Annotated in this window: 20 protein-coding genes and 1 pseudogene; 7 read left to right on the forward strand and 14 right to left on the reverse strand. The window is 62.7% G+C overall.

The features are described 5' to 3' along the window. Positions 1-69 precede the first annotated feature (69 nt). The 7 genes from ABIE41_RS02905 to ABIE41_RS02935 form a co-directional block, all read right to left on the reverse strand. Positions 70-1,044 carry a GDP-mannose 4,6-dehydratase gene (locus ABIE41_RS02905; RefSeq protein ID WP_192643321.1) on the reverse strand — a complete coding sequence of 325 codons (975 nt, stop codon included), beginning with the start codon at positions 1,042-1,044 and terminating at the stop codon, positions 70-72. Further along, positions 1,044-2,030 (reverse strand): GDP-mannose 4,6-dehydratase, encoded by a 987-nt coding sequence (locus tag ABIE41_RS02910; RefSeq protein WP_192643322.1) that lies wholly within the window; start codon positions 2,028-2,030, stop codon positions 1,044-1,046. The genes ABIE41_RS02905 and ABIE41_RS02910 overlap by 1 nt, the downstream gene beginning before the upstream one ends. A gap of 111 nt (positions 2,031-2,141) precedes the next feature. After that, entirely contained in the window at positions 2,142-2,339 is a 198-nt protein-coding gene (locus ABIE41_RS02915; protein ID WP_354191740.1) for a GMC oxidoreductase, read from the reverse strand. 1,373 nt (positions 2,340-3,712) lie between these two features. After that, the gene (locus tag ABIE41_RS02920) at positions 3,713-5,008 is read right to left on the reverse strand and encodes an NAD-dependent epimerase/dehydratase family protein (protein ID WP_192643325.1); all 1,296 of its coding nucleotides are present in this window, start codon (positions 5,006-5,008) and stop codon (positions 3,713-3,715) included. A 16-nt stretch (positions 5,009-5,024) separates the two neighbouring features. Continuing rightward, a complete protein-coding gene (locus tag ABIE41_RS02925) occupies positions 5,025-5,417 on the reverse strand; it encodes a GtrA family protein (protein WP_192643326.1) in 393 nt (130 codons plus the stop codon). Positions 5,418-5,425: 8 nt separating this feature from the next. Then, positions 5,426-6,211, reverse strand: coding sequence for a class I SAM-dependent methyltransferase (locus ABIE41_RS02930; protein WP_192643327.1), 786 nt, complete (start codon positions 6,209-6,211; stop codon positions 5,426-5,428). Positions 6,212-6,266: 55 nt separating this feature from the next. Continuing rightward, a complete protein-coding gene (locus ABIE41_RS02935) occupies positions 6,267-8,324 on the reverse strand; it encodes an ArnT family glycosyltransferase (RefSeq protein ID WP_192643328.1) in 2,058 nt (685 codons plus the stop codon). A 653-nt stretch (positions 8,325-8,977) separates the two neighbouring features. On the opposite strand from ABIE41_RS02935, the gene ABIE41_RS02940 reads away from it, so the two are divergent. The 3 genes from ABIE41_RS02940 (at position 8,978) to ABIE41_RS02950 (ending at position 13,099) form a co-directional block, all read left to right on the forward strand. After that, complete coding sequence (locus tag ABIE41_RS02940; RefSeq protein WP_192643329.1) at positions 8,978-10,981, forward strand: hypothetical protein; 2,004 nt, start codon at positions 8,978-8,980, stop codon at positions 10,979-10,981. A 569-nt stretch (positions 10,982-11,550) separates the two neighbouring features. Then, complete coding sequence (locus ABIE41_RS02945) at positions 11,551-12,477, forward strand: lysylphosphatidylglycerol synthase domain-containing protein (RefSeq protein ID WP_192643330.1); 927 nt, start codon at positions 11,551-11,553, stop codon at positions 12,475-12,477. After that, the gene (locus ABIE41_RS02950) at positions 12,470-13,099 is read left to right on the forward strand and encodes a class I SAM-dependent methyltransferase (protein ID WP_192643331.1); all 630 of its coding nucleotides are present in this window, start codon (positions 12,470-12,472) and stop codon (positions 13,097-13,099) included. The genes ABIE41_RS02945 and ABIE41_RS02950 overlap by 8 nt, the downstream gene beginning before the upstream one ends. Before the next feature lie 92 nt (positions 13,100-13,191). Here the strand turns inward: ABIE41_RS02950 and ABIE41_RS02955 are convergent, their stop codons facing one another. From ABIE41_RS02955 to ABIE41_RS02970, 4 genes are all read right to left on the reverse strand, one after another. After that, complete coding sequence (locus tag ABIE41_RS02955) at positions 13,192-14,100, reverse strand: glycoside hydrolase family protein (RefSeq protein WP_192643332.1); 909 nt, start codon at positions 14,098-14,100, stop codon at positions 13,192-13,194. Between the two features lies 1 nt (position 14,101). Beyond that, positions 14,102-14,770 (reverse strand): acetyltransferase, encoded by a 669-nt coding sequence (locus ABIE41_RS02960; RefSeq protein WP_192643333.1) that lies wholly within the window; start codon positions 14,768-14,770, stop codon positions 14,102-14,104. A 12-nt stretch (positions 14,771-14,782) separates the two neighbouring features. After that, positions 14,783-15,427 carry a class I SAM-dependent methyltransferase gene (locus ABIE41_RS02965; protein WP_192643334.1) on the reverse strand — a complete coding sequence of 215 codons (645 nt, stop codon included), beginning with the start codon at positions 15,425-15,427 and terminating at the stop codon, positions 14,783-14,785. A 172-nt stretch (positions 15,428-15,599) separates the two neighbouring features. Next, positions 15,600-16,577 carry a glycosyltransferase family 2 protein gene (locus ABIE41_RS02970; protein ID WP_192643335.1) on the reverse strand — a complete coding sequence of 326 codons (978 nt, stop codon included), beginning with the start codon at positions 16,575-16,577 and terminating at the stop codon, positions 15,600-15,602. 201 nt (positions 16,578-16,778) lie between these two features. Here ABIE41_RS02970 and ABIE41_RS02975 point away from each other — a divergent pair, with 201 nt between their 5' ends. Then, on the forward strand, positions 16,779-18,887 hold the full coding sequence (locus ABIE41_RS02975; protein WP_192643336.1) for a hypothetical protein: 2,109 nt from the start codon (positions 16,779-16,781) through the stop codon (positions 18,885-18,887). Further along, positions 18,884-19,906 carry a class I SAM-dependent methyltransferase gene (locus ABIE41_RS02980; protein WP_192643337.1) on the forward strand — a complete coding sequence of 341 codons (1,023 nt, stop codon included), beginning with the start codon at positions 18,884-18,886 and terminating at the stop codon, positions 19,904-19,906. Before ABIE41_RS02975 ends, ABIE41_RS02980 begins: the two co-directional genes overlap by 4 nt. A 154-nt stretch (positions 19,907-20,060) precedes the next feature. Here the strand turns inward: ABIE41_RS02980 and ABIE41_RS02985 are convergent, their stop codons facing one another. From ABIE41_RS02985 to ABIE41_RS02995, 3 genes and pseudogenes are all read right to left on the reverse strand, one after another. Next, a complete protein-coding gene (locus ABIE41_RS02985) occupies positions 20,061-20,441 on the reverse strand; it encodes a hypothetical protein (protein ID WP_192643338.1) in 381 nt (126 codons plus the stop codon). 445 nt (positions 20,442-20,886) lie between these two features. Further along, on the reverse strand, positions 20,887-22,245 hold the full coding sequence (locus tag ABIE41_RS02990; RefSeq protein ID WP_354193360.1) for an acyltransferase family protein: 1,359 nt from the start codon (positions 22,243-22,245) through the stop codon (positions 20,887-20,889). Between the two features lies 1 nt (position 22,246). Next, positions 22,247-22,759: pseudogene (locus ABIE41_RS02995) on the reverse strand (acyltransferase family protein); the annotation flags it as partial. Positions 22,760-23,030: 271 nt separating this feature from the next. Here ABIE41_RS02995 and ABIE41_RS03000 point away from each other — a divergent pair. Both ABIE41_RS03000 and ABIE41_RS03005 read left to right on the forward strand, forming a co-directional pair. Continuing rightward, positions 23,031-23,873 (forward strand): class I SAM-dependent methyltransferase, encoded by an 843-nt coding sequence (locus ABIE41_RS03000; RefSeq protein ID WP_354191741.1) that lies wholly within the window; start codon positions 23,031-23,033, stop codon positions 23,871-23,873. A gap of 176 nt (positions 23,874-24,049) precedes the next feature. Then, on the forward strand, positions 24,050-25,396 hold the full coding sequence (locus ABIE41_RS03005; protein WP_192643341.1) for an MBOAT family O-acyltransferase: 1,347 nt from the start codon (positions 24,050-24,052) through the stop codon (positions 25,394-25,396). Positions 25,397-25,400: the final 4 nt, after the last annotated feature.

A 25,400-nucleotide genomic window follows, 5' to 3' on the forward strand; every position in this document is an offset into this window, starting at 1 on the left:
GAGTGATGCGGGCCGATATCACACCGGGCATGAGACCGCAAAAAGGCCGGGCGTTTGCAGGTGACGACGTCAGCTCGGGCGCTGGGTGCCAGAGCTTCGTCGAAATCCCTCGAGCACGCCTTCGAGCGTCGTCTCCCAGGGGAGACGTGGCTGCCAGCCAAGGATGGAGCGGGCATGGCTGCTGTCGCCGGCGACAACCGGAACTTCGTTGGGCCGCAGGCGCGCCGGGTCGATGCGCACCTCGATGCCGACCGTGGACATCGCCAGCAACTGGTTCAGGATGTCGCCGATACGGCGGGGCTGTCCGGAACTCAGGTTGAAGACCGCGCCTGTGGAGACTGGCTTGTCCAGCAAGACAGCCTCATAGGCCGATACGACATCGCGCACATCGAGAAAATCACGCTGCGCATCGAGATTGCCGACCTCGATGACAGGCGCGGCCAGGCCGGCCTCGATCCGCGCGATCTGAGCCGCGAAGGCCGGGACGACGAAGCTTTCGATCTGACCGGGACCGGTGTGATTGAAGGGTCTGAACCGGACGACGTTCAGCCCGTCATGCGCCATTTGGCCGAGAGCGATATCGGCGGCCGCCTTGGTGGCGGCGTAGAGACTGCGCGGCAGCAGGGCTGCGCTTTCGTCGATCGGCTGCGTGGACCGGTTGAACGTATCTCCATACGCTTCCGACGTGCCCGCGAACACCAGCAGGGCCTCTGGCGCATGCGTCATGATCGCCGTGGCGAGGTTGAGCGTTCCCGTCAGATTGACCTGCCATGCCCTGAGCGGATCGTTCCGCGCCATCTGAAACGCCGACACGGCAGCGAGATGCATGACGGCATCGGGCCTTGCCGAGATGACGGCGCGCTCGACAGCGCCATAATCGGTGACATCGAGGTCGAGCGCGATGATCCGCCCGTCATCGCCAGCGTGACCGGCGGCATGGATGCAGGCATCCGCTGGCAACCTTGCGCTCAACCGCTGCAACAGAACGGAGCCGACGAAACCGCCGGCGCCCGTGACCAGAATGCGTGGAGCGGCGCGAACCACTACTGGCCCACGCCTCGAACCCGCAATCGCGCAAGGTCGGCCTCGACCATCTCGCTGATCATCTCCTCCAACGTGACGACCGCTTCCCAGCCGAGCTTGGCCTTGGCCTTGGCGGCATTCCCCAGAAGCACCTCGACCTCGGCAGGCCTGAACAGGTCCTTGTCGATCACCAGATGCCGGTCCATCTCGAGACCGACATGCGAGAAGGCGATCCGGCACATGTCGCGAACGGTCACGGTCCGACCCGTCGCGATCACGTAATCGTCCGCCACGTCCTGCTGCAGCATCAGCCACATCGCCCGGACATAATCGCGGGCATGCCCCCAGTCGCGCTGGGCATCGATGTTCCCGAGCCTGAGTTCGGTCGCCAAGCCCAGCTTGATGCGTGCCACGCCGTCGGTGACCTTGCGCGTCACGAACTCGATGCCACGCAGCGGCGACTCGTGGTTGAACAGGATGCCGCTCGAGGCATGAAGGCCGAAGCTCTCGCGATAATTGACCGTCATCCAGTGCCCGTAGAGCTTGGCCACCGCATAGGGCGAGCGCGGATAGAACGGCGTCGTCTCGCTTTGCATGGGCTGCTGGATCAGGCCATACATCTCCGACGACGACGCCTGGTAGAACCGTGCGGACGGGCAGGTCAGTCTGATGCCCTCCAACACGTTGCCGACGGCGAGCCCGGTGATGTTTCCGGTCAGGAGCGGCTGCTGCCAGGACGATTTCACGAAGGACTGCGCACCGAGATTGTAGACCTCGTCGGGCTCGACGTCGCGCAGGATGCGGATGATGCTCGAGAGGTCTGACAGGTTGCCGTCATGGAGACGGATCTGCTTGTCGATGCCGAGCCAGCGCAGCCTGACGTCGTTGACGTCGGCGGTGCTGGAGCGGCGCACCATGCCATGGACGGCATAGCCCTTGCCCAGCAGGAACTCTGCCAGATACGCCCCATCCTGGCCGGTCACGCCGGTGATCAACGCCTTTTTCATGAGAAACCCTGTCCGCGGCGCCAAGCCGTCATCGTGATCGGTTCGATATAGAAAGCTTTTGCATGAGGGTCAAAAGCGCGCCGGGGCATGGGCATGGCCTGGCGGGACGGCTCAATGCTCGGGCAATTGCGCGAGATGGCGGCCGAGGCGGTCAGCAATCGCCATCATGGTCAGCGTGTGCGGCTTGGCGGACAGTTCGGGGAATGCGGCCGCGTCGGCCACGAAGACGCCCGCCAGACCCGCCAGTTCGCCATATGGGGTCGTTTCGCCGTCGCGAGGGTTTCCCGCGCATCGGCAGCGTGCCGGCATAATGAATGTCGGAGCCCAGCTGGCCCATCGCGAAGCTGCCGGGCATGACGAGAAATCCCAGCTGACTTGCCGCCTTCCGCCAGTCGCGGGCGATGTCGGCTATCGCGGCGGGAAGGCCATCCTCCGCCTTGCCGATGATGTGCAGCGTGCCATCTGGCCTTAGCGCGGCGCTGTGCTGCGTCAGCCTTGCAGGCAGGAAGGCGTTACCGACGAGCGTGGCGCTGTTCAGCAGCCGCCATGCCAGTCGTGCGGCCGCTCTCGATGTAGGGATATGCTTGATGAACTCGAAGGCCGGCAGGTGCCCGGGCGAGAACAGGGCGCCATGAGCCAGGTAGCCGGCCGCCGATCGATGGGCGAAGGACAGCTGCGCGAAAGCCGGACCCGGCCGGGGCGGGCGACCGGGCAGGCCCCTGCGCCAGAGCAGGAAAGCCGTGGTCGGGTTCGACATGATGCGTTGCGGGCTCTCGAAACGTCGCATCGTCCGCAGGGCGATCGCCGTGGTCGCAAGTGTTCCTGCCGCCAGCACGACACGCCTGGTATCGATCGTAGAGCGCGCGCGCGGTCCGCGTTCGAAACCATGGATACGCCAGCCGCCTTCGATCGCCTCGAGATGATCGACCACGAAGCCCTTGCGCAGACGCGCACCGGCCCGCGCGAGGCCTGGCAATTCCTGCGAGGCGGAATATAGTGCCCCACGGGCACATCCCCACAGGCAGAGTCCCGAGAGATTGCAGGCGCGCCGATCCGCGCGATCTGATGCGAGCAAGGCCAGACGCGCGCGGCCCAGGCGCAGGCCCTGCAGACCCGTGTCGCGATGTTTTGCGTCATATCGCTGCATCAGCAGCTGCGCATTCTCGTCGAGAGGCGGCGCCGGATCGGCCCAGTCGTCCAGTCCGAAATAGCCGCTCAGGTCGTCATCGGATTTCCCGGAGAGGCCGACACGACGGCTGACGACAGCGAAGGACGCGTCCAGATCGGCATGAGGAAAGGGAAAGGCGGCCATCTCGTCGCGATCGTAGCGCGCAACGCCGCAGCCCCAGGCGTTCGAGAGGCCGCCGCTGGCGAGCGAGCCTATCGCCGCGAAGTTGTCCGTCTCGATCCGGTTGGCAGCGGCAAACCCGTCGAAGACCGACCGCAGCGTCGGCACACGCAGCTTCGGCGAGGTCGCAGCACCATCGATCCAGGACGCCATATCGGCCCCGAACATCCAGTCGCGCTGGTCGGCGTCGGTGCGACGCAGATCGAAATACTCGCCGTCGGGCGGTGCGATTGCAGCATCGATAGAGGCATCGACCATCAGCACGTCGCGCCCCGATTGCACCAGCGGCCATGCCGCCGAGACGCCAGCCGGGCCGGTGCCGATGACCACGACATCATGAGTCATCGTCTGCGCCCCTGATTGGCGAAGGCCTGGCACGGTCGATCAGGCGACCGCCGAGGAAATCGGCGACCCGTGCCAGCACCTCCAGTGGCAGTGCGACAGCAAGTTGCGCCATCTGAGCCAGCCGAACCGGTCGATGCGGCGACATCAGAAAGTCGTCGACATGCCGCGCCGAGCTTTCGGCCAGGAGGCAGGCAAGATCGATGCGGCGCGACAGGCCATCCCGCGAGCCCGCGCGGCGACGGGCGGCAGGCTGATCGAACAGCATCAGGCTGGACGGCATGAGACGGACCAAGCCGGGCATCTCCAGTGGCGCGCCGTTGTCCATGGCGACGAGCGCGCGGGCATAGCTGCGCACGAGCCAGCGGCTCGGGCGGCCGCCCGTCGCATAGCGCAGCAGCACAGCGCCCTCTCTCAGCAGACTCCTCGCCGGCGCAGCGCCCCGACAGACGCCGTCTGGAAAGCGTCGATAATGAGGAACCAAGGCGGCCAGGTCGGCTGCGCTGTCCAGCTCAGGCAGGTCGTTCAGGGAGGCGAGCCGCCTTGCGAATGTCGGGCGCAGCCCCAGCTGTCCGACGCCGCGAAGAACCCAGAGGATGGGAGTCAGCGGCACGGGGATCAGCGACAATCGGCGCCCGAAGCGGACGATCCCCACCAATTGAACGAAGCACGAAAACGCGATCGGACGCGGATCCGCGATGCCGTAGATGCGGTTCTGTGGCTGCGCCTCGCAAGCCAGCGCCACCAGCGCATCGGCCAGGTCGTCGACGTGAATGGGCTGCACCCGCGGCTCGGGGATGAAGCGGGGAAGCGCGGGCGCGCGCCGGGCCAGGGCGGCCAGCGTCCCCCACAGCCCTTTTTCGGGCCCGCCATAAACCTGCCCGGGCCGGACGACGGCCCCGTTCCGGCTCAGAACGACCCGCTCCGCGCTTGCCTTCAGGCGGCCATAGCCGGTCGGCGCATCCGGTCGCGCTGTCTGGCTCGAGACGAAGATGAAGCGGGCCGATGCGGCTCCGGCGGCGTCGACAAGACGATGAAGCCCCGCGATCTCGGCATCGATGTCCGGCTCGGCGCCCCGCGACGTCTCTGCTGCGGTGTGGATGACCGCATCGACACCTGCGAGCAGACCGGGATCGAGCTCACGCCGGAGATCATAAGCCACGAAGCTGGCACCGGCGATGAGCGGATCGCGCCGTGACAGCGCGCGCACCGCGACGCCGCGGTTCGTCAGGGCTCGACAGACAGCCGCGCCGACATAGCCGCTGGCGCCCGTCACGGCGACCGTCATCACCGGTTGCACGCGGTCAATTCCCTTGTCCCGGCCTGGTGCCACGAAAAACCACCGCCTTCGAGAGCGTGAAGCTCGCCGCAATTAGGATAATGTCGGCGATCACCTTGGCAATGACGGGCGACGGCATCACGCGCATGAACAGGGCCAGCATCGCCGACGAGGCCAGACTGTTGGCGAAGAGCAGGAGAACGTAGCGAAGCGCCTGGCCCGATACGCTTTCGGACGCGGCCGACCGGAAGGTGACATGGCGGTGGCTGAAGAAGGCAAAACCACCGGCGACCGCCTTGGCGCAGATGTTGGCCCAGAGCGGTCCGATTGCAAAGACGTCGACCAGCAGGACGAATGTCCCGATATCGAGGCCATAGGCGGCGAGCTGAACGGCAATGTAAAGCGCTGCGGCTCTCATTGCCCCGTCTATCGCCTGCGCAGGACGATGACGTGGTGCAGCGCCAGTACACGGTTGATGGGACCGAGCAGGGTTTCGACCCCCTTCAGTGGTCCGGCCATGAAATCCGGGACGAGCTGGCGGAAATTTAGCCCTCCCGAGAGCAGGTAACGGACATGGTTCGCGACCGGCCCCTGGTGAACGATTTCGAGCTCCGGGAACAGGCGTTCGAAGCGCTGACGGTCCCGTTCGAAAACGATGTAGCTCAGCGCCTGGTTGGCGCCGCTCATCGCGCCGCTCCCCGTAGTGGTCCAGCCCGCTGCCGTCTTGTCATAATCCTCGCTGGCGAACAGCCGCTTGAACAGGAGATCGGCGACCGGGCTCCAATACGGCTCCACGAGCACGGTCCCGCCGCCGGACGGACAGACCCGCGACAGCTCGGAGAAGAATGCCTCCGGCTCGGGCAAATGGTGGAAGCAATGCTGCCCGAACACGCTGCGGACACTGCCCTCGGCAAAATCCATGGCCTGGGCATCGACCACGCGGTCGAGATGCGGAGCCGCCACCACATCAGTCGCCAGCACGCCCGGATCGCTTTCACGGATCGGCCAGACACCCGCGCCGATTTCGAGACGAAGGCCCGGAGCGGTCAGATACTCCGCCTCGAGATCCAGCATCAGCCGGTGGATTTCTGTAAAGACCTCACGGATCATCGGCTTGCGATCGATGATCGCGCGATGCGCATGCATGCGCTCGACACCGTCGACATCGACGCCCGCCAGTGCGGGTTCGCGCAGAAGATCGGCAAGTCCCATGGTCACGTGGCTCCGCCTGAGTGAGGCGCGTTGATGAACCTCGCCCTTCCGACCGTCAAGGGAGACGCACCTCATAGAGCGCCACCGGTCCCAGCGTTGCGATCTTGCGCCCGAAACGGTTGATCTCGGCGTCGAGCAGGGCATGGAAGGGATAGCTCGGCTCCGGTGGCGAGCGATGGACGATGAAGGTCGGGTTCACCAGCCGAAGATAGGCCTCGACGTCGGCTCCCGATGCCGCAGCCGCACCATGGTTGGAAAAATCCTTGCTGTACCACGAGGTATAGAGCGCAGTGCCCTCGAGCGGCGCAGCCGAGCTGACCCCGCTCAGGAGAACGCGGGAGCTGCGGCCCTGAAGCTGGTTGACCAGCCGCAGGAGCGTCTTCTCCGGCACGAAGGCCTGTTCGTAGCGCCTGGCCTTCTGCGGATCGAACAGCACGCTGAAATCATAGCTCGCCATGATCCAGCCGCCGGCATTGAGCTTGTAGACATTCAGGCCAAGGACGGCGACGACGACGAGGTTGAAGACGAGCGCCATGCGGGGCCGCGCCAGATACAGCGAGGCCATGGCCCCGACGAGCAGGAACGCGATCGGCAGCGCGGGATAGAAGTAGCGCAGATACTGCGTGCTGAAACCGATCACGCAGATGAAGCCCAGGAAGACGAGCGCGAGCCAGCGCATCTGCCTGTAGATTGCTGCGGCGACGAGCGCCGCCGCGAGGAAGGCCATCAGACTGAACCCGAGCGCGCCGTTATAGGCTTCCAGAAACTGGGGTGACTGAAATGTCGCCTGATAGAGCATGTCGGGCTTGAAGCGACCGATCCAGCGCGTGTCGACGAACTGGACGGGGGGATAGAACGGTGACTTGAACACGTTGTTGAAGAAGGGGAAGACAGGGTTCCCGGTGATCCAGAAGGCGTGGAGATACGTCGACAAGGCCGTGATCGCGCCCAGCACGCCGCAGCAGGCCAGGCCGAGCCATTCCATGGGCCGACGACGCGTCGCGAGACAGAGGCCGGTCGCCAGCGCTCCGAGCATGGCGGCCGCGATCGCACCATGCACCTTGCTGAGCGCGGCTGCCGCGAGCACGATCATGACGGCGGCGAGCCCGCGCAGGGTCAGGCCTCGGCCGCGATCCAGAATGATCACGGCAGCGGCGGTGATCCACATCGTCAGCGGATTCTCGATGAAGCTCGAGGAACTTTCCACGAGCGTCAGCGGCATGGAGGCGAACAGCAGCGCTGCGATCAAGCCCGCGGGAGCGCCGTAGCGACGCGCGACGGCACCGCGGACGAGAGCGGCGATGACGAGGACGGTGACGAGGTTGACGAGTTTGACCGCCGGCTCTCCGGCGAACAGATAGACATGCGCGTAGAGGAAATCGGCAGCGAGCGGAATGACCGCGAACACGAACAGACCGGGATCGTAGGACCATTCGCCATGCGACGCGACATAGGAGGCGACATAGAGATGCACTGCCAGCGCATCGTGGTAGCGCTCCGGCAGAGCGGCATGAAGCATGAAGAACAGCGTCAGCGCGACCGCCATCACCTTCCACAGCAGCAACCAGGGCCGCGACACCCCATCCTGCGAGCGCTGCACCGGGCGGAGCATTTCCGCCCAGTCAGACCTCAGCCGCCTGCGGATGTCGGCGCGCAGGATCGGTGCCGCGAACAGGCCCAGCATGGCCAGATGCACCAGCGGGAAATTGACTCGCAACGGGCTGAGGAACGTGACGGCGATGGTCACGAGCCCAAGGCCGATGCTCAGGCGCTGAGCCATCGGCCAGGACGGCTCGGACCCTGACGATGCGTCCCGGGCGGCGGCGCTGGTGACGGCCGTGCCGGCAATCGCCGAAGCGACCAGCAGCATCGCGACCACCGCTGTCGCGGCGGGCCCAAACAGCCCGGCCGCCAGAAACACGCCTGCCAGCGCGATCACGACCCAACCCGATACATGGAACCGGGACTGCAGCAGCCGGGCCGCCGCGACAGCCGTCAGCGCGGACACGCCGACTGCGCAGACGGCCTTGACGGTCGTCGCCGACCAGCCGACCGGCGAAAGGACATCCGTCCTGGCGAGGCCCATGACGAGGAGCGCGAGCGACGCCGTCATGGCGATGTCCAGGACACGAGGCCGGGATATGGATCGCCAGAAGGCCGACATTGCAATTCCTCAAACAGATTGATCGTGCCAGGGGCGGAGCGCCAGCCGGTGGCCAGACCACAGGGCGAGCCGAATGTCACGATGGCCTCGCGCCCGGGAGGTGCATTTTTCAATGAAATGGGCCGAAGCCGCCCCACCGGCGTCATGAGACCGGTCCCGCCTGACGCGGCCGGCCTGTGAGCAACGCCGACCCGATGACGGCCGCGCGACAGGGCCGATTGGCCAGCCGATCGGGAAACGACCCGCCACGGCCTGGACATCTCGGTCTTTTGAACCACGCCGTCGCCAATAAGGCACGTTGAGACGCGCAGCGCCGGAACGAGCCATTTCGCCTTTATGACGAGGCCGCTATGACGTAGAAGAACAGCCGGGGCTGTGGATGCGCACAGCGGTGGACACAATGACGACGCTGACTGGACCCAAAACCGACAGCCGCGTTTCACGCAGACCAATGGACCATGGGACCTTGCCAAATGGAAGGACACAAAAAATCCGGCTATGCACCTTGAATACAACCATATTCATGGCGCGGCACAACTAGATACGTAAATCCGTAAGCTAACTTCAGATATTCAAAACGGAATTAAAAGAGAATAAAATCTGTGACTTTTATTTCTCTTTTTCGTTTTAAAAATATAAAACCTGTCTTTGCGGTATTAACACCGCAATTTTTTGCGTTTATAATTTTTGCTGTGCTTTTATATTGCCTGTCTAAGACATTTTCCCGCGGCTTCGACTGGGGAGACATGGGTCTTTACGCGCAGACCGTTTACGAATTGCGCCTTGGCGCCAATCCAACCGACTTTCTAGGTTACGGGCCCCTGTGGTACTATTTGGGCCAGATTGTCCTTTGGGGCCGCCCGGTGGACTATGGAACGCTGCTGCTCATGATGCAGGGCGTCACCGTCGCGACGGCGGTGCTGATTTTCGTGGCAGTGAAGGTCGCGACTCGCAGCACGCTCGCCGCTGTCGCGGCCACGGCCTGCTTCGTGCTCGTCCCCCCGTTTTCAGCCTATGTCGTCCGGTCGATCACACTGGGGCTGTTCGCGCTGCCCTTCGTCCTGCTGGCACGGGCGCCATTGCGGCAGGATCGCCTCGCGCTTGTTCTGACCGCGCTGGCCGTGGGTGTCGTCTTTCAGATGAGGCCTGATTTTGGCCTGCTCTATCTGGGCCTCGCCATCTGCCTCATCGCTGTCCGCAATTGGTTCAATGATGCAGACTGGAAGACGGCGGCGAGCGGCGCGGCGCGGCAGACAGCCCTCTTCATCGCGCTGACGCTGGTCGCGCTCGTTCCAATAGCCGCTGTCGCAGCGAGCCGCGGCTATCTCGTGCCGCTTCTCGAAAACTGGGCGAGCTACCCGCGCGCGATCCGATTTTTCCTGCTCAAGACCATCAGTGGCACCGGCTTGAGCAGCACGCCCGCCGAGCAAGAGACGTCGCGCATGATCATCCTGCCGATCAGCGCCCTGTTCGGCCCCGACACAAGGGAGCGCGTTTTCGCCTTTCTTATCTACTCTACGGCTCTGAATCTGGCCGGAATCGGTCTGGCGTGGACCATCAGCGCAGTGCGCAGTCAGCGCCGGCGCCCCGATTTCGTCCTTCTTGCGCTGTTCCTGATCACTGCGGTGCAGTGGCCGTATTTCGCGCTGTTCTGGCCGAGCTGGCCACATTTCGTTGCCTTCGCACATGCCTATGCAATGCTGCTCGCCTATGTTTCGTTCGGCATTCTGAACACGATCACGATCGGACGGGCGACGCCGCGCCTGGCGGGGCAGGCTGCCATTCTGGTCCTGGCTCTCGCTCAGTTCACGGCCTTTCTCGGCTATGGCACAACCGAGCCGTCAATGAGTTGGTGGGCGCTGCGAGCCGACCGGAACCAGCCGTTCAAGGCGGGCAACGGTGTCGACCTGCTTCTCAAACCGTCCGAGCAGGCTCTGTATGGGAAGGTTTACCGCACCATACAGGCCAGTTCCGCACCGGGCGACAGGATCATCTGCGTGCCCTATTGCGCCGGCCTGATCTTCATGAACGAGCGGCGGATGCTGCTCGGCAGACAGGCCTATGTCGACGATTCGACACCGCGCCAGAATCCCGGCTGGATCGACCTTGCGATCAAAACGACGCAGCAAGAACGGCCAGCGGCGATCATTGTGCTCGATTGGGCGCCGACCAACGCGCCGGCCTCCCGCTTCGAGGCCTGGGCGGCGCGTTACATGGACCACGTCCGCGCCACCTACCATCCGGTGCCTTTCGGCATGGGCACGATCTGGCTGCGCGATCCGCCCAGCCCGCCCAAACCCGACGCGTCCAGCGAGATCCTGCGCGTTCTCCGCTATGGGCCAGACAGCGCGCTTGCCGGCGAAGCCTTCAACGCGCAACCCGACGGCAATTCGGCAATCTGGATCGAACTATCCGGTCCCGTATCGGCCGATGCGACGCTCTATTTGGATGGCAAGCCGCTCAAGACGTTCGCCAACGGGGCAGCGGTCACGGCCCTTGTTCCAAACAGCCTGATCGGCGAGCCCAAGACGCTCGAAATCCGTGTCGTCGACGAGAGCGGCAACAGATTTTCCGAGCCGGTGGCTCTGACCCTCAGACAGCGGTGACGATCGCGGCATGCCATCGGGTCTGTTTCGTCGAACCAGTTCAGCCCGGTCTTGCGATGCCGGCTGAGACGGAGCGGATGTGGTGCTGACGAAGGGTCGTGAGTCACATCCTGTCACCAGTCGCAGTGGGCGCGGGCGATGGGCGGCCGGCCCGGATCACTTGGGATGCTCCCGTCTCCGAACGGACAGGCGATGGACACGGGTTACCCTGCGGGATAAGACGCGCAGCAATCCGGTCGATCGTCTGACACCTTGGCAGATGATCCGCCGCCCCCCACGCAAACCGTTTCAATAACTCAACAATGAGCCATGTCCCGGAGGAAGTCTGTGCGCGATCCGGCCAGTGCCGGGACCTGAGTTCCAGTGATGAGCGATAGCCTGAAGCCCGGATCTCCGCCCGCGCGCACTGACAGTGCTCTCTTGATCCCGTTCGAGGCTGGACGCTTGCGGCCGCGACCATGGCTCGCAACCCGGATGCTGGACGAGAAGCGAAACGCGACGGTGAAGGTGTCGACGGAGGGACGCCATCGTCTCTGCGAGAAACGCCCCGGCCGAGGGTTTCGATCGTCTTGCTCGCCAGCCTGGATGAACAGATGAAAATCCGGATACTCCTGCCGATCGCGATCGGCGTCGCCGCTTGCCTGGGTACCCTGCTGATCTTCGACTGGCGCAGCATCGGTACGACATTGGCGGCGTTCGACTATGCGCGCTTCATCCTGTTGGGCATTCCCATCAGCATGGCCGTTCTCGTGACGCGCACGATCCGTTGGACGGCCGTGGCGGGCATGGCGTTCACGCCCCGCATGCTCTGGCGCACGCATCTGCAGACCGCGTTGAGCATTGCGACCGCGGCGCTGACGCCACTCCAGCTCGGCGAAGCGCTGAAGCTGAAACTCGCCCGGGATTCCGGCGCGGGCGGCTGGCACAAGCTGACCGCCGCTTTCGCCATGGAAAGGATCGCAGACCTCGCGGCCATCCTGACGCTCGCGGCGATAGGCTTGCGCGGGGGTCAGGCGATCTGGCTGGCGCCAGCGGCCGCTGTCATGGCGATCGGCTTTTGCATCGTGCCATTTGCGCTACGTGTGACAGCCGGGCTCTTCAAGCACGGAGTCCTCGGGCGATTGTTTTCGCCCTTCGCGGATTTCCACCTCTCCGCAGCCCGCTTGTTGGTCGTCGGGTTCGGAACGGCCGGAAAATGGTTTAGCGTCGTCGCTCTCTGGCAGCTTACGATCGCGTGCTCCGGCGTCGCCTTGACCTTCGCGCAATGCGCAAGCCTGGTTGCCGGCGTGACGATTTCGGTCGCCGCCTCGATGGTACCGGTCGGACTGGGCGTTGCGGAACTGTCTGCCCGGCAGGGCATGATCTGGATGGGCGTCGCTCCGTCTGCAGCAGAAGCCGGTGCAATAGCCTTGCGGCTGATAAGCCCTTTAATCATAGGACTCGGCCTGTTACACGGGCTGTTACTGATCAAGGACAGGACAACGGACGATGTCTGAGAAAACGAGCGGGATTCACAGCCTACTGCGGTTCCCGTGGATTTACGAAACGTTCCAGTCCTTGATGGGGGCGGAGCAGAACATCAAGCGCTTCGTCGCGAATGAACTGCGCCCGACCCCTGGTATGAGGATCCTCGATATCGGCTGCGGCACGGGACGGCTTGCCAACCATCTCGGCGACGTCACCTATATCGGCTTCGAGCCGAATGAGTCCTATGTCGCGCAGGGCATGCGCGAGCAGGCCCATCGCGATGTGACCTTGCATGCGGGTTACTTTGACGAAAAATCTGCTGACAGCGTCGAACCCGTCGATCTGGCGATCGTTCTGGCCGTTCTGCATCACATGTCAGACGAACAGGCGGCGGAACTGTTCCGGCTGCTGGCCCGCGTCGTGAAGCCTGGCGGCCGCGTCGTGACGCTCGACAACGTCTATGTCGACGGTCAAGGCATGTTCGAGCGCTGGATCATTGGTATGGATCGCGGCCAGAACGTGCGCACGCCCGAGGCTTACGATGCGCTCCCCACGGCATCATTCGGCGTCGTCGAGGGCCATACCGCGAAAAATCCGCGGCTGCCCTATACCTACTGGATCATGAGCTGTTCGCAGCCCAAGACCGCGTGAGCACCGCCGTTATTGGCGGCACCAGGCTGGGCCTGCGGTCGTCCAGGTGACGACCGGCAGCCCGCCCAGCGCGTCCGCCTAGCCAGCGATGCTCAATCCCGGATTTGCGCAACGCCGAAACCGGTTTGGCCGTAGCCGGTCCCGCAATAGAACATCAGCTGACGCCCGCCGACATCGACGGTCGCGCCGTAGCATGGTGCGCCACCTTCCCAGGCCTCGAAATCGGGCCCCAGCAGCTGGTCATGCTGCCTGATCCACACCGCGCGCGCCGGGTCCCAGGCCACCAATCCCAGCGAATAGGCCGCGTTGCGAATGGAAACGACGGCGAACCGGTTGCCTTCACGCGTGAAGATCCAGGGCCGAGACAGGCCGTACTCGCCGGACTGGAGTGCGATCGTATCCAGCCCTGAGGGCCGCCAGTCGATGCCGTCATCCGAGACGGCTTCGGTGATGACATGGTTCATCGCCTCTTCGCGAATGCCACCGTTCCGACTGGTGCCGTAGAGCATCCGCCAGCAACCGCCCTGCTCCGGCGCTTCGACAAACGGGTAGCTCAGCGTGAAAGGATCGTGTCGGCTGCGGTCGAGGATCGGGCCGGCGAAGACGCGTTCGAAACGGGTGCCGATCCCGTCGCTGGCCAGCGCCATGCCGATCGCATTTCGGAAAGGAACATCTGCGGACTTGTTCCAGCCAAGATAATATAGACGCAGGCCGTCCTTCGTTGAAAGGATCGAACCCAGCGAGATGCCGCGATCATCGAAGGAACCGAGCGCCCCTGGCATCAGGCTGGGCTGTTGGCTGACCGCCACAACGCGGGTCGGATCCGCCGGATCCACATCGAGCCACCCGACCTGGCCGCGATTGGACGCATCGCGGGCATTGAAGAAGATCCGCAGGCGTCCGTCCCCGAGCAGCACAGGGGTCGGGTAGGCAGCGTGCGATACCATCCAGTCCGGGCCATCCTGGGCCGAGAAGACGTGCCCAAGCCGCTCGAGACGCATCTCAGAACCCTTTCAGGCGTCGGCTCGGAACAGGCGACAATTTCGCCGGCTCGCTCGTCATCACGCCCTCGTCCTGCACATCCTTGCTGATCAGGCAGCCTGATCCGATGACGCAACGCTCCCCGATGCTGATGTGATCGTTGAGTGTCGAATTCACCCCGATGAACGTGCGCGAGCCGACGGAAACGCCGCCCGAAACGACGACATGGCTCGAGATGAACGCGAAGTCGCCGATGACGGCATGATGGCCGATATGGTTCCCGCTCCAGAGCGTGACGCCATTGCCGACCTTGACGAAAGGTTGAACCGTATTGTCTTCCAGAACGAAGGCGTTCCAGCCGAAGCTGCAACTCGGAAACACTGTTGCCCGCGGCGAAATATAGGATGCCAGGTCATAGCCGTGTTCGCGAAGAAAATTGCATTTCGCCTGGCGCATGCCGTTGATCTTGGAATAGCCGACACCGACAAAGGCGTCATACCGATCGGGCGGAAAATCTTTGAGCGCCTGTGAGACGGCGACCAGCGGGAGGCCCGCAAATCGTGTGTCGGATGCATACTCATCATCGACGGCAAAAGCCGAGACCGTCCGACCGCCATCAAAGCCAAAATAGAACGCTGCAACTTCGGCAATTTCACCGGCGCCGAACACAATCAAGGGCAGTTCTGACATGATCGTTGTCCGTTATTTGCGTGCGAAAGTCGGCTCACGGTAGATGTAGTAAGTCGTCTCGAACAAACCGTAATCGTTTCTGATTGTAAAGTTGCGCGACAGGCGCGATCCGATGAAGGCCGACACGTCTGCCACGCTGGCATGGAAGAGTGTCTCGAGCTCCCAGTCGACGAACTGGGACATGACGTTGAAGGCGATGCCGATGCGGGCATGCTCGTAGGCCTTCGACAGCAGTCGCTGCAGGTAATCCATCATGTCGGCATAGGACATTTCGTGACGGCGGGTGAAAATCCCGTTCATGACGACGTAGTCGAACTGCGGCAAACCGGAGCTGTCGACGAGGATGTCTTGGCAGTAGACGGGCACGCCCGGCAGAAGCCGTTGCGTTGCCTCGGCAAAATCCTTCGAGGCGTCGAGCCCGCTGTAGTCGATGGGGTGCCCTCCACGCGCGCCGATATGATTGTACAGCCCGCCCAAGCCGCAACCGAAATCGAGCAGCGAGACCCGGGCCGGATCGGGACGTATCAGGCCGAGCATCACATCATAGCGGATCGCGGCGTCCTGCTCCGACTTCCAGTCGACCGCGCGAGCGCCCTCACCATGCTGCTTCAGGCAATCTTCGTAGTGCGAGATGATCCCGCGATAGGATGCGTTCATTTCGGCACTCCGCTCTTGCCCTGTTCGATGGATAAACCGGTGCCTGACAAGCGACATAGAGACAAATGACCGAACAGCCGGGGCGATAGCGACATATCGCATTGCCGACATGTTGCAAGGCTTGAATGCGACGCCGTCAAAGGGCCGGGAGCCCGTGACATCGCAACCGGCGTCACGGGCCCGTCCGACGCGGTTCAAGCGGCGCCGCGATCGGTTCCGCCACCCTGGTCGTTGCGGCCGCTCCTTCGTGACCCTCGCCAAGGATGAGATCGACCGCATAGAGCGGCCTGCGCTTCACGCTGTCGAAAATCCGCGCGATGTAGAGGCCGACGGTTCCGATACCGGTCAGCAGAAGACCGCCGATCAGCAGTTGCACCACGATCAGTGCGGTAAAGCCCTCGGGGGGCGTCCCCCGCAGGGCGTTGACCAGGAAAAAAAGACCCGACAGCATGCTGAATCCGGCGCAGACCAGCCCGGTCCACATGATCCATAGCAGCGGCGCCGTGGACTGGAAGAAAAAGCCCTGGATTGAATGCTTGATCAGACTGGCGAACGTGTAGCTCGACTGGCCAATCGTCCGGTCATGACGCTCATAGGTGATTGAAGACGTGGTGAAGCCGAGCCACCGCAGAATAAACAGATAATGGCGCTCCTTCTCGCTGAACTGCAGGAAGGCGTCGACGGCCTTTCGCGATATCATGCTGAAAGACCCCTGGCCGGGATCGATCCGATACCCGGTGGCAGCCGCCATCACATGAAAGTAGAGCCGGTTCAGAAAGCGGCGCCGCTTGGGGTCTCCCCCGACACGGCTGGCGAAGACGATGTCGTTGCCGGCGCATGCTGACCGCCACAATTCGGGGATCGTTTCCGGGGGATCCTGGAGATCGCAGTCCATGACCACGACAAATCGGCCCTGAGCATGCGCCAAACCAGCGGTGATCGCGATCTGCTGGCCGAAATTCCGAGAAAGCCGGATCGCCCGCACATGCCCGTCACGACTTGCGATGCCAGACAGGATGGGCCATTGGTCCTGAGAGCCACGATCATCGACAAAGATGATTTCGTAATGTTGGACTAGCTTAGATAAAGTCGCGACTAGGCGTTGGTAAAGTGGCTCAAGAGTTCCCGTACAACCATAGCAAGGCACCACGACGCTGATCTCTACTGGATGTATTGCCAAGACCTCTCAACCCCGCTAACTGGCCTGATGGCCCTGTGGGCACCTTATTGCAGGAACCCATTTTGAATGCTAGCCGCCGATAGCGTGCCTCCCTTGCCAGGAACGAAGCGAGGTGGCGATCTTGCTTCAAGCCCTCGGCTTTCAAGCATAGCCGCGATTCCGTGCCTGATCTTGGCTCTCGTCGTCCTTTCGGAGGGCGCCTTGCCGGGCGTGGATACCCGCACGCTCGGACCGCTCCGGGTTCTGGGTGCAACGCTCCTCTGCATTCCGGCTATTGTCTTTTGGTCAACGGCCGCCGCATCAGCGCGATATCTCAGGCCCCTCTCGGTCCTGGGCACGTTCCTCTGCTTCGCCCTCTGGCGGCTGGATTTGCTGGCGGATCTTCAAGGACAAGGCGTTCGGATCGGCGTCAGATGCGTGGCGCTCGCGCTGCTGGCTCCCGTCATCATCGATTGGTGGAGGGCGGTCCGAGGCCTGATCGACAGACCACGGCTAACCCTGCTGGCAGGTGATCTTGTCGTTGCCGTCGCATTGCCGCTGATCTTTTTCTTCACCGCCCCGATACAGCGATTTCTGCCGCCAGGCTGGGTCGATAGCGGCTTTTACCTCGGCTATGCGCTCGACTTTTTCGGCCTGGTCAAAACTCACGGCTGGAATTACCACGCCGCCCGCGTTTCCTACATATTGCCGGCAAACCTGCTGCATCTTTTCCTGGCGCCAGAGAAAGCCTGGCTGACCTTGATTGTCGCGTTCCATGTCACGTGTCTTGTCTCAATCCATGTGACATGTCGGCTGCTCTGGGACCGCGCGGTGGCCGCGCTCGTGGTTGCATGCATTGCATACAACCCACTTTATCTGATGATCCTGACATCGGGCTACGTCGATATCAGCGCACTCTGCTACCTGCTTGTGATGCTGGCCGGCCTGTCTGCCTGGTCGCAGTCGCTCAGGCCGGGCTGGCTGGTTCTCGTGGGTGCCAGCTTTATGCTTGCGGCCCTGGCACATCCGTTCGCATGCGCGTCAGGCGGCCTTCTGATCCTCGCTTTCGCCTGGTTCCGCTATGAGGCGGTGCTGGCCAACTGGTTGATCTTCATCGCAGCCGGCCTGCTCGGGATTGCGGCGACCTGGCTCTTCTTTGTCCTGGCCCTGAACCAGCTCAGGTTCGGCCCGGATGCATTCGCGACTTTGGGGCCAATCATCGAACTCTCGCGAGGCGGCTTGGGCGCAAAGTACCGAACCGGTTTCGCGGAATGGCTTCCGTCGGCGACGCGCGTTTTTGCCGCTCCGTTCTTCATCCTCGCACTGTGCCTGCTGATGGCCAACCGCCTGTCGCCTCGGGACCGGCGCAATCGCTTGGCTCTGGGCACGGGCATCTCTGGTATCCTGCTGCTGCCTCTCTACGATGTGGTGATGGGCGGAAGCGCCAGCCAGTCGACGTTCTATGCGGCGTTTGCGATGCCGTTCTCGATCCTGCCACTGGCTGGTGCAGCTCACCTCTCTCTGCCGGCCGCAGCGGTCCGGCGGGCCATGTGGGCGGGTGGGCTGAGCCTGGGTTTCGCTGCGGCCTGTTGGCTGGCACCCCTGCTCTGGTCGCGGTGGGATCGGCTCGACGGACTGGTCACGCTCGTCATGATCGTGATGGCTGCAGCCTTGGCCTGCCTGCTTTTGCTCAGATCGAGGACGAGGGCGATTGGCTTTGCAGCCCTGTTCGTCGTCTGCACCACCGCGGTCGCGATGAATCGGGATACCCGCCGCGCCTACACATCCGCAGCCCGGGTCGACAACAAGACCGTGTTCCGGACAGCCGTGATAGTCCATCGCGCCTTGCAGATCGAAGAGCAGAGCGGACAGCGTCTGGCCTTCTGGTTCAACCGGTCCAGCTTCAAGACCAGATCGGGAGACGGCGCACCTGTCTCGCGCCCGCTGCGTTTTGGCGATCAAGTCCTGCATCTGGATGTGCTGGATACGATAGCAGCGCTGCGTCTGTGGGATAAATCCACGTTTCTCTTCGAGATCCGTCCGATTGATGCAGCCGAGAAAGCCCAGTTGATCGGCGGCCTCCCGAAGACACTTGTTGTGCTCGGTCAAAGCCAGTCGGATCTGGAATCGGCGCTCTCCAGCCTGCGCGAGGCTGGACTTGCATTCTCCGTCGCGCGGTCACTGACCGTCGAACAGCCCGCATTCGCGATGAAGGCTTGGTTCGTGCGCGTCGATGGTCTGGCCAACCCTTCCGAGCAGAGCAACACCGGAAGGCCTGCGTTGCCGGAAGAGCTGAAATGAACCCGCATCCGACGTCCGAGCCAGCCCAGAGGTCCGGGCCCGGTGCGACATCACCGGCGCAGGGCGCGCGGATCTGCTCCGTTTGCGGCGCACACCACGCAATAGAGCCGGGGCAGGCCATCTGGCCAGAGGGTTTTGCCTGCCTGCAGTGCGGACATGCTCCGCCGGCTCAGGACGGCGTCCCGCTGCTGGCGCCTGAGCTGGCAGACACGCTGACGGGGTTCGATCCGGCGGCGTTCAGCCAGCTTGCGGCCCTTGAGGACAGCCATTTCTGGTTCGTGCCGAGGACCTATCTGCTCTGCGGACTGGTCGACAAGTATTGCGGTGATGCCCGCAGCATCATGGAAATCGGCTGCGGCAACGGCATCGTTCTCTCCGAGCTCGTGCGGAGACGACCCGGCGCCCGCTTCGTCGCCTCGGAGCTGCATCCGGCAGGTCTTGCCTTCGCACGCAACCGAATGCGCTCCAACGTGGACTTCGTCCAGATGGATGCGCGGCACATCAATGCCTGCAATGCTTTCGATCTGATCTGCGCCTTCGATGTCGTCGAACACATCGAGGAGGACGAGATGGTGCTGCAGGCGATGCATACCGCCCTTCAGCCCGGCGGCGCCGTTCTGCTGGCGGTTCCACAGCACCCCTGGCTCTGGAGCGCCAGCGACGACATTGCGTTTCACAAGCGTCGCTATGCGATCGGCGAACTTGAGGGAAAACTCGCGGCGTCCGGCTTCGAGGTCGTGTTTTCAGGGTCGTACTGCGCTTTGCTGCTTCCCATCTTCGTCCTCAGCCGCGCGCTCCGGCGGAAGCGCAGACCGGATGCGGCCGCACCGTCTCAAGGGGTAACCGACGAGTTCGAACCGCCTCGGCTCGTGAACGCCATTCTGAAGTCGGTGCTGCGCGTGGAAGCGTTTCTTACGCTGCTTGGCATCCGTTTCCCGCTCGGCGGATCCCGGATTGTTCTTGCGCGCAAACACAAGCGTCCGGCCGCGCCATCAGGTCCCGATCCCGTGTCTCGGTAAGGCGGATCGCTCGCGCGCTTCGGAGAGACGGGAATTGGCGCCTGGCCGCCGTCGCACTTTGCGTTGAGGCGGTGGCGAAGCCATCGCATGTCACGGCAAAGCAGGATGGGTGAGACGTCCTCAACGCAACCAGGGTTCCGCAGGCCCCCTGCGGCTAGACGCCCAGCCAGGCGAGCCAGGACGCGCCGACAACGATGAACCCGATGGCCGCGAGCTTCTCAGCGGACAAGGTCTCGCCGAGGATGAAATAGGCTGCGATCGCGGTGAAGGGCCCGATCAAACTGGCCAGGGGGAGCATCAGGCTGATCGGAAGCTTGGTCATCGAGATGTACCAGCAGGACGCCCCGATCAGGACGAGGACGCCAGCGGCCCAGATCAGCGGGTCGGACAGGACGCGCTGCACCAGCGGCAGAATCGGCCGGAAGCTGGCGAATTCAGCTCCCAGCGGTGTCAGCCGCGCCTTGAACAGGATCTGCGACCCGGCGACCGTCACCAGACTGATCGCAAACAGAATGAAGGCGATACCCTTGCTCATAGGTGCGTCCCGATTCGACCCGCCGGCCTGCGACGATGCTGTGTGCCACCCTTAGCAGCCGAGCCGACCCTGTCGACCGATATCTTTATCGGGCACGGACAGATCGTAAATTACCAAGTGCGTGATACGTAATTGTTATAAACATTCAAGACATATTCAAATACATAAGCCTCAAAATGCGCGATGGTAAAACTTTTACAAATATTATGGCGAAATATGACAGGCCATATACGCAAGTTGCGATTGCAACCCAAACACGGAATTGGCCGTTGATACGAAATTTGTGTATTTGACTCCAGGCTGCGCTTGATCTGCATCACAAACCTGTTGCCAGGCCGGATCGTGATCGCCTCCTTCGACGCCTGAGCCGGTCTCTGTGGATCGCGAATGGACCCGTGGCCGCAAACGCGTCCCGGCCCTGGCTCTCCGTCCCCTGTCGGAGGACCTAGCGCAAGGCGTTGCGGAACGGGTCTGAACCGGCGACAAATCCAGCGCCGGGCCCGGAAAAATGACCGTAATCCGGTGCAAAGACAGCCCCGTTCATTTGGGGCACGAGCGTCAGGCACCCGTCCGGATCGCACAGGATGTCGAGCAGGGATATGAACGTCCCTGTGCCTCGCACCACTTGCTGCAACGCCAGATCGATCGGCTTCGACGAGGCATTGAGATGGCCGGACAGGCGCAAAGGGACCGTTCCCGTCGCCGTCCATGCCCTGAGCAGCAGGGCTGGCAGTTCGTCGCTCCAGTGCGGCGGCGGACCGATCACGACGATGTTCTTGATTCCAGCCGAAGACAGGCGCTGCAACGTCTCGAGCAGATTACGATACAATGGATCGTCCGCCTGCGGGGACGCATAGAGACTCCACGCCGCGTAAAGCACGATCGTCGCTGGTTTGGCTTTTACAATGGCGTCGACTGCCGCGGCATTCGCCGTCCGGCACAGTTCGTATCCGACACCGAGCACCGGCGGGCATCCGTCGCGGGTCATCTGCCCGACCCCGTAACGCTGGCCGAACTCGCTTTCGACGCCGACATAAAGACGCGCGGCATGCGAGTCGCCCCAGATCCAGACCGCAGGCTTGTCGGAGGTTGTGGAGGGCAGGCATTCGGGCGAGAGTTCATCGGGCGACATCGTGCTGCTGAGCCAGCAGCGGCCAACCCTTGCGTCCCTCGCCAGATCGATCTTGGTTCCGAGGATGGCGCGAACCTCCTGCGGCAAGCGGCCTGGAAAGCCGTCCTGCTGCGCCGTGACGCCGCCGAGCAAACCCAACACCACGACGGCAGCGGCCAGCGTCTTTGGCCAGTCGAACCGTGAGTTCGCATGGCGAATGGGCATTTCGACGAAGCGGTAGGTCAGGACTGAAAGCCCAAAGGCGGCTGCAACGCCCGCCACACCATAGGACGCAGGCAGTTCCAGTCCGTAGCGCACATGCAGGAACGACAGGATGGGCCAGTGCCACAGATAGAGCGGATAACTGATCGCACCCAAAGCCCGCATCAACGGATTTCCAAGCACGTGGCCGACCGGAGAACCGGTTCGGGACGCGACGATGGCGCAGGCGCCGAGCACCGCGATGAGCCGGGGGCCCGCGACGCCCAGAGCCGACGAGGACACGCCGGCAAGCGCAAGGGAGATCAGGACAAGCCCCGCCAGCGGACCCAGATGCCGCGGAAGGCGCCGCGCTGTCAGCGCGCACAACGCCCCGGCCATCAGCTCCCACGCGCGCGCTCGGAAGATAAAACGCGCCGGCCGGAGCTGCTGACTGCAAATACAGATAGCAGGAAAGCGAGGCAAAAAACGCAATAAATCCAAAATACATCAGCTTGAAATTTAATTTGAAGCAGACAATGATTACTATCGGCCATATCAGATAAAATTGCTCCTCGACACCGAGTGACCAAAGGTGCAAAAGCGGCTTGAGGGCGGCCTCTTTGTCGAAATAGCCAACCTCCATGTAGAACTGGACGTTGAAAACGAACAATGCCGCCCCGACGATATGGCGGCCCAGACGTTCAAAATCCGTCGGCAAAAGCACAAGCCAACCGATTGAATAAACGGAAACGATAACATTGACGAGAGCAGGCAATATTCTGCGAGCCCGCCACTCATAAAATCGTCGCAGTGAGAATGATTTGTTTGAAATGTTCCCTTGAACGATTCGTGTAATCAGAATGCCGGATATAACGAAAAACAGATCGACGCCCAGAAAACCGAATTTGAAAACATCGCCGCCAAGATGGAAAAATATAACCGCTAAAACCGCGACCGCACGAAGGCCGTCGATATCCGGGCGGTAATCTGACGCTAGGTTACGCAATTTCCATTCTCTCGGTAGCGCACGGAGATTTCACCGCTGAACTGGCGTAGGCGCCATAATCCAATACCAGGGCCCCAACAAGCTGGCAGCGAGACCCCACCGAAGCCCGCTGACCTGCAAACCGCCGCGCCGGGTCGCGGACGCCGGCGCCGCCGACGGCGCAGGCTGGTGACCTGCGCGCCCTCCCCGGCGCGCCAGGCGCGACCGACCACTTGCCATGGGCGGGGGTTTCGGATCATTGACAGGGCACAGACCGGCCGCGGGAATTCAGATGTCCAGTTCGAGCACCGACAGCAACACGACCGAAGTAGACTTCGACAGTCTGGATGCCTGGCTCTCCTGGCAGGCTCAGAACAAGCGCTTCATGGACGATGCGGTCACGGACGAGATCCGCCAGTGGTCCAAGGCCAATGGCATCATCGAGCCGGTCACCGGACGAACCTTCGCCGGACCCGACATCGATTGGAACCCGGCCAATTATCGGGAATCGGGACTGGCCGGCGGCTTGATCTCGCGTCACCGCGCCGCTCTGCTCGCCTTGAGCCATTGCGTTCCCAACCTCGACCGATACGAAACCAAGATCTATGCGGCCGAGGCGATAACCGAGCTCGCGTTTTTGTTGAGGGGCCGTTTCGCCAAGTTCATCGGCTCGGAATATGCCGCCAGTGACGACGTCAAACACTGGCTTTATCCGATCAACAGCGAAGATCTGACCGCGCTGTCATTTGCATCCAACGCCTTCGACGTGGTTCTGACAACCGAAGTCCTTGAGCATGTTCCCGACCTCGATGTCGGCCTGTCGGAGATGTTCCGGGTGCTGAAGCCCGGTGGCTGGCATGTCGGAACCTGTCCGTTCCTGTTCAACCAGCAGGCCTCGATCGTCAAAACGCGGATCGAGAATGGCCAGCTGGTCCATCTGACCGAACCGGAATGGCACGGCAATCCGATGAGCGAGCAGGGCTCGCTGGTATTCGAGTTGCCAGGCTGGGACATCCTCGACCGTGCGAAGGCCGTCGGCTTCTCGAAGGCGGTCTGGCGCTTCGTACAATCGGCACGTCATGGCATCGCATCGAACAGCTGCGGTGGCGTATTCGTACTCTGCCTGCAGAAATGACGCCACGCGACGGCGTCACACTCGCGATCCTGTCCGTTTCGCGTGGCGGACCCTGGACGCGTCTCCGTCAAGACCTGTCTTCGAAGAGCTGAAACCCTAGCGCCATGTCTTTCGGCTCGCCAACGTTCATTTTTTTCTACCTGCCGGTTTTCTTCGCGCTGTATTTTGTCACGCCGATGCGTTGGCGCAATGCGCTGCTGCTGGTGTCGAGCCTGTTGTTCTATTGGACCGATGCGGGCGCTCTGTTCTGGATTCTCGTCGCCTCCGTGATCGTCAACCAGATCGTGGCAGTCGCCATAGCCTCGGATCGCAGCGAGATCCGTCGCCGGGCGTTCCTGATCCTGGGCATCGTCCTGAACCTGCTGCCGCTGGTCTACTACAAATACTGGATGTTCCTGATGCAGACGGCGCCTGCCCCGGTGGCGGGTCTGTTTGCGGCGCTGGGCGTGCCGTCCACCGACATTCTTCTGCCGGCGGGGATCTCGTTTTTCACGTTCCAGGGCATTTCCTACATCGTCGATGCCTATCGAAGCGAAGTCCGTCCGACGCAGAGCGTGGTCGATTTCGGGATGTACCACACGCTGTTCCCGCAGCTGATAGCGGGCCCGATTGTCCGCTACGCCGAAGTCCAGCACCAGATCCGCCATCGCTGGAGCAGCCTGACCGACGTCCATACCGGGATCGTGCTGTTCTGCTTCGGGCTGGGCTGCAAGATCATCATTGCCGATAATGCCGGCTTCGTCGCCGACAGGGTCTTCGCCTTGCCGGCCGGCGCGCTGACGTTCAGCGACGCATGGCTCGGGATCGTCGCTTACACGCTGCAGATCTTCTTCGATTTCTCGGGCTATTCGACGATGGCGATCGGACTCGGACGCATGCTGGGGTTCCGCTTTCCGCAGAATTTCGAGCAGCCCTACCGATCCCGGAGCATCACCGAATTCTGGCGGCGCTGGCACATGACGCTGTCACGCTGGTTTCGCGACTATCTCTATATCCCGCTCGGCGGCAATCGCGCCGGTCCGCTGCGCACCTATCTCAACCTCACACTGGTCTTTGCGCTGTGCGGCCTCTGGCATGGCGCAGCCATCACCTTTCTGGTCTGGGGCCTCTGGCACGGCGTCCTGCTCGTGCTCGAGCGGCTGCTGCACCACCGTTTTGGGTGGAGCCCGTCGGGACTGCCCGGCTGGGCGATGACGCTCCTGCTCGTGATGATCGGCTGGGTCTTCTTTCGCGCTGCGACCATCGACGCCGCGCTGTCCTATCTGTCGACGATGTCGGGCACCGGACGCATCCCGCTCAGCGACGCGATCTGGCTGATCATGACCCCGAACCGGATCACCTTCCTGCTCGTCGGCGTCGTGATGTCCCTGTCGGCCTTCAATATCGCCCGGCTCGAGCTCGCAGACGACCTTCCGGCCTGGCGGATCGCCGCAATCAATGTCGGCGCGCTCGTCGTCTTCGTGTACTCCCTCTCGCTGATCGCCACGAACGGGTTCAATCCGTTCATTTATTTCCGGTTCTGAGCGA

Source organism: Bosea sp. OAE506 (genome assembly GCF_040546595.1).
Taxonomy (GTDB): Bacteria; Pseudomonadota; Alphaproteobacteria; order Rhizobiales; family Beijerinckiaceae; genus Allobosea.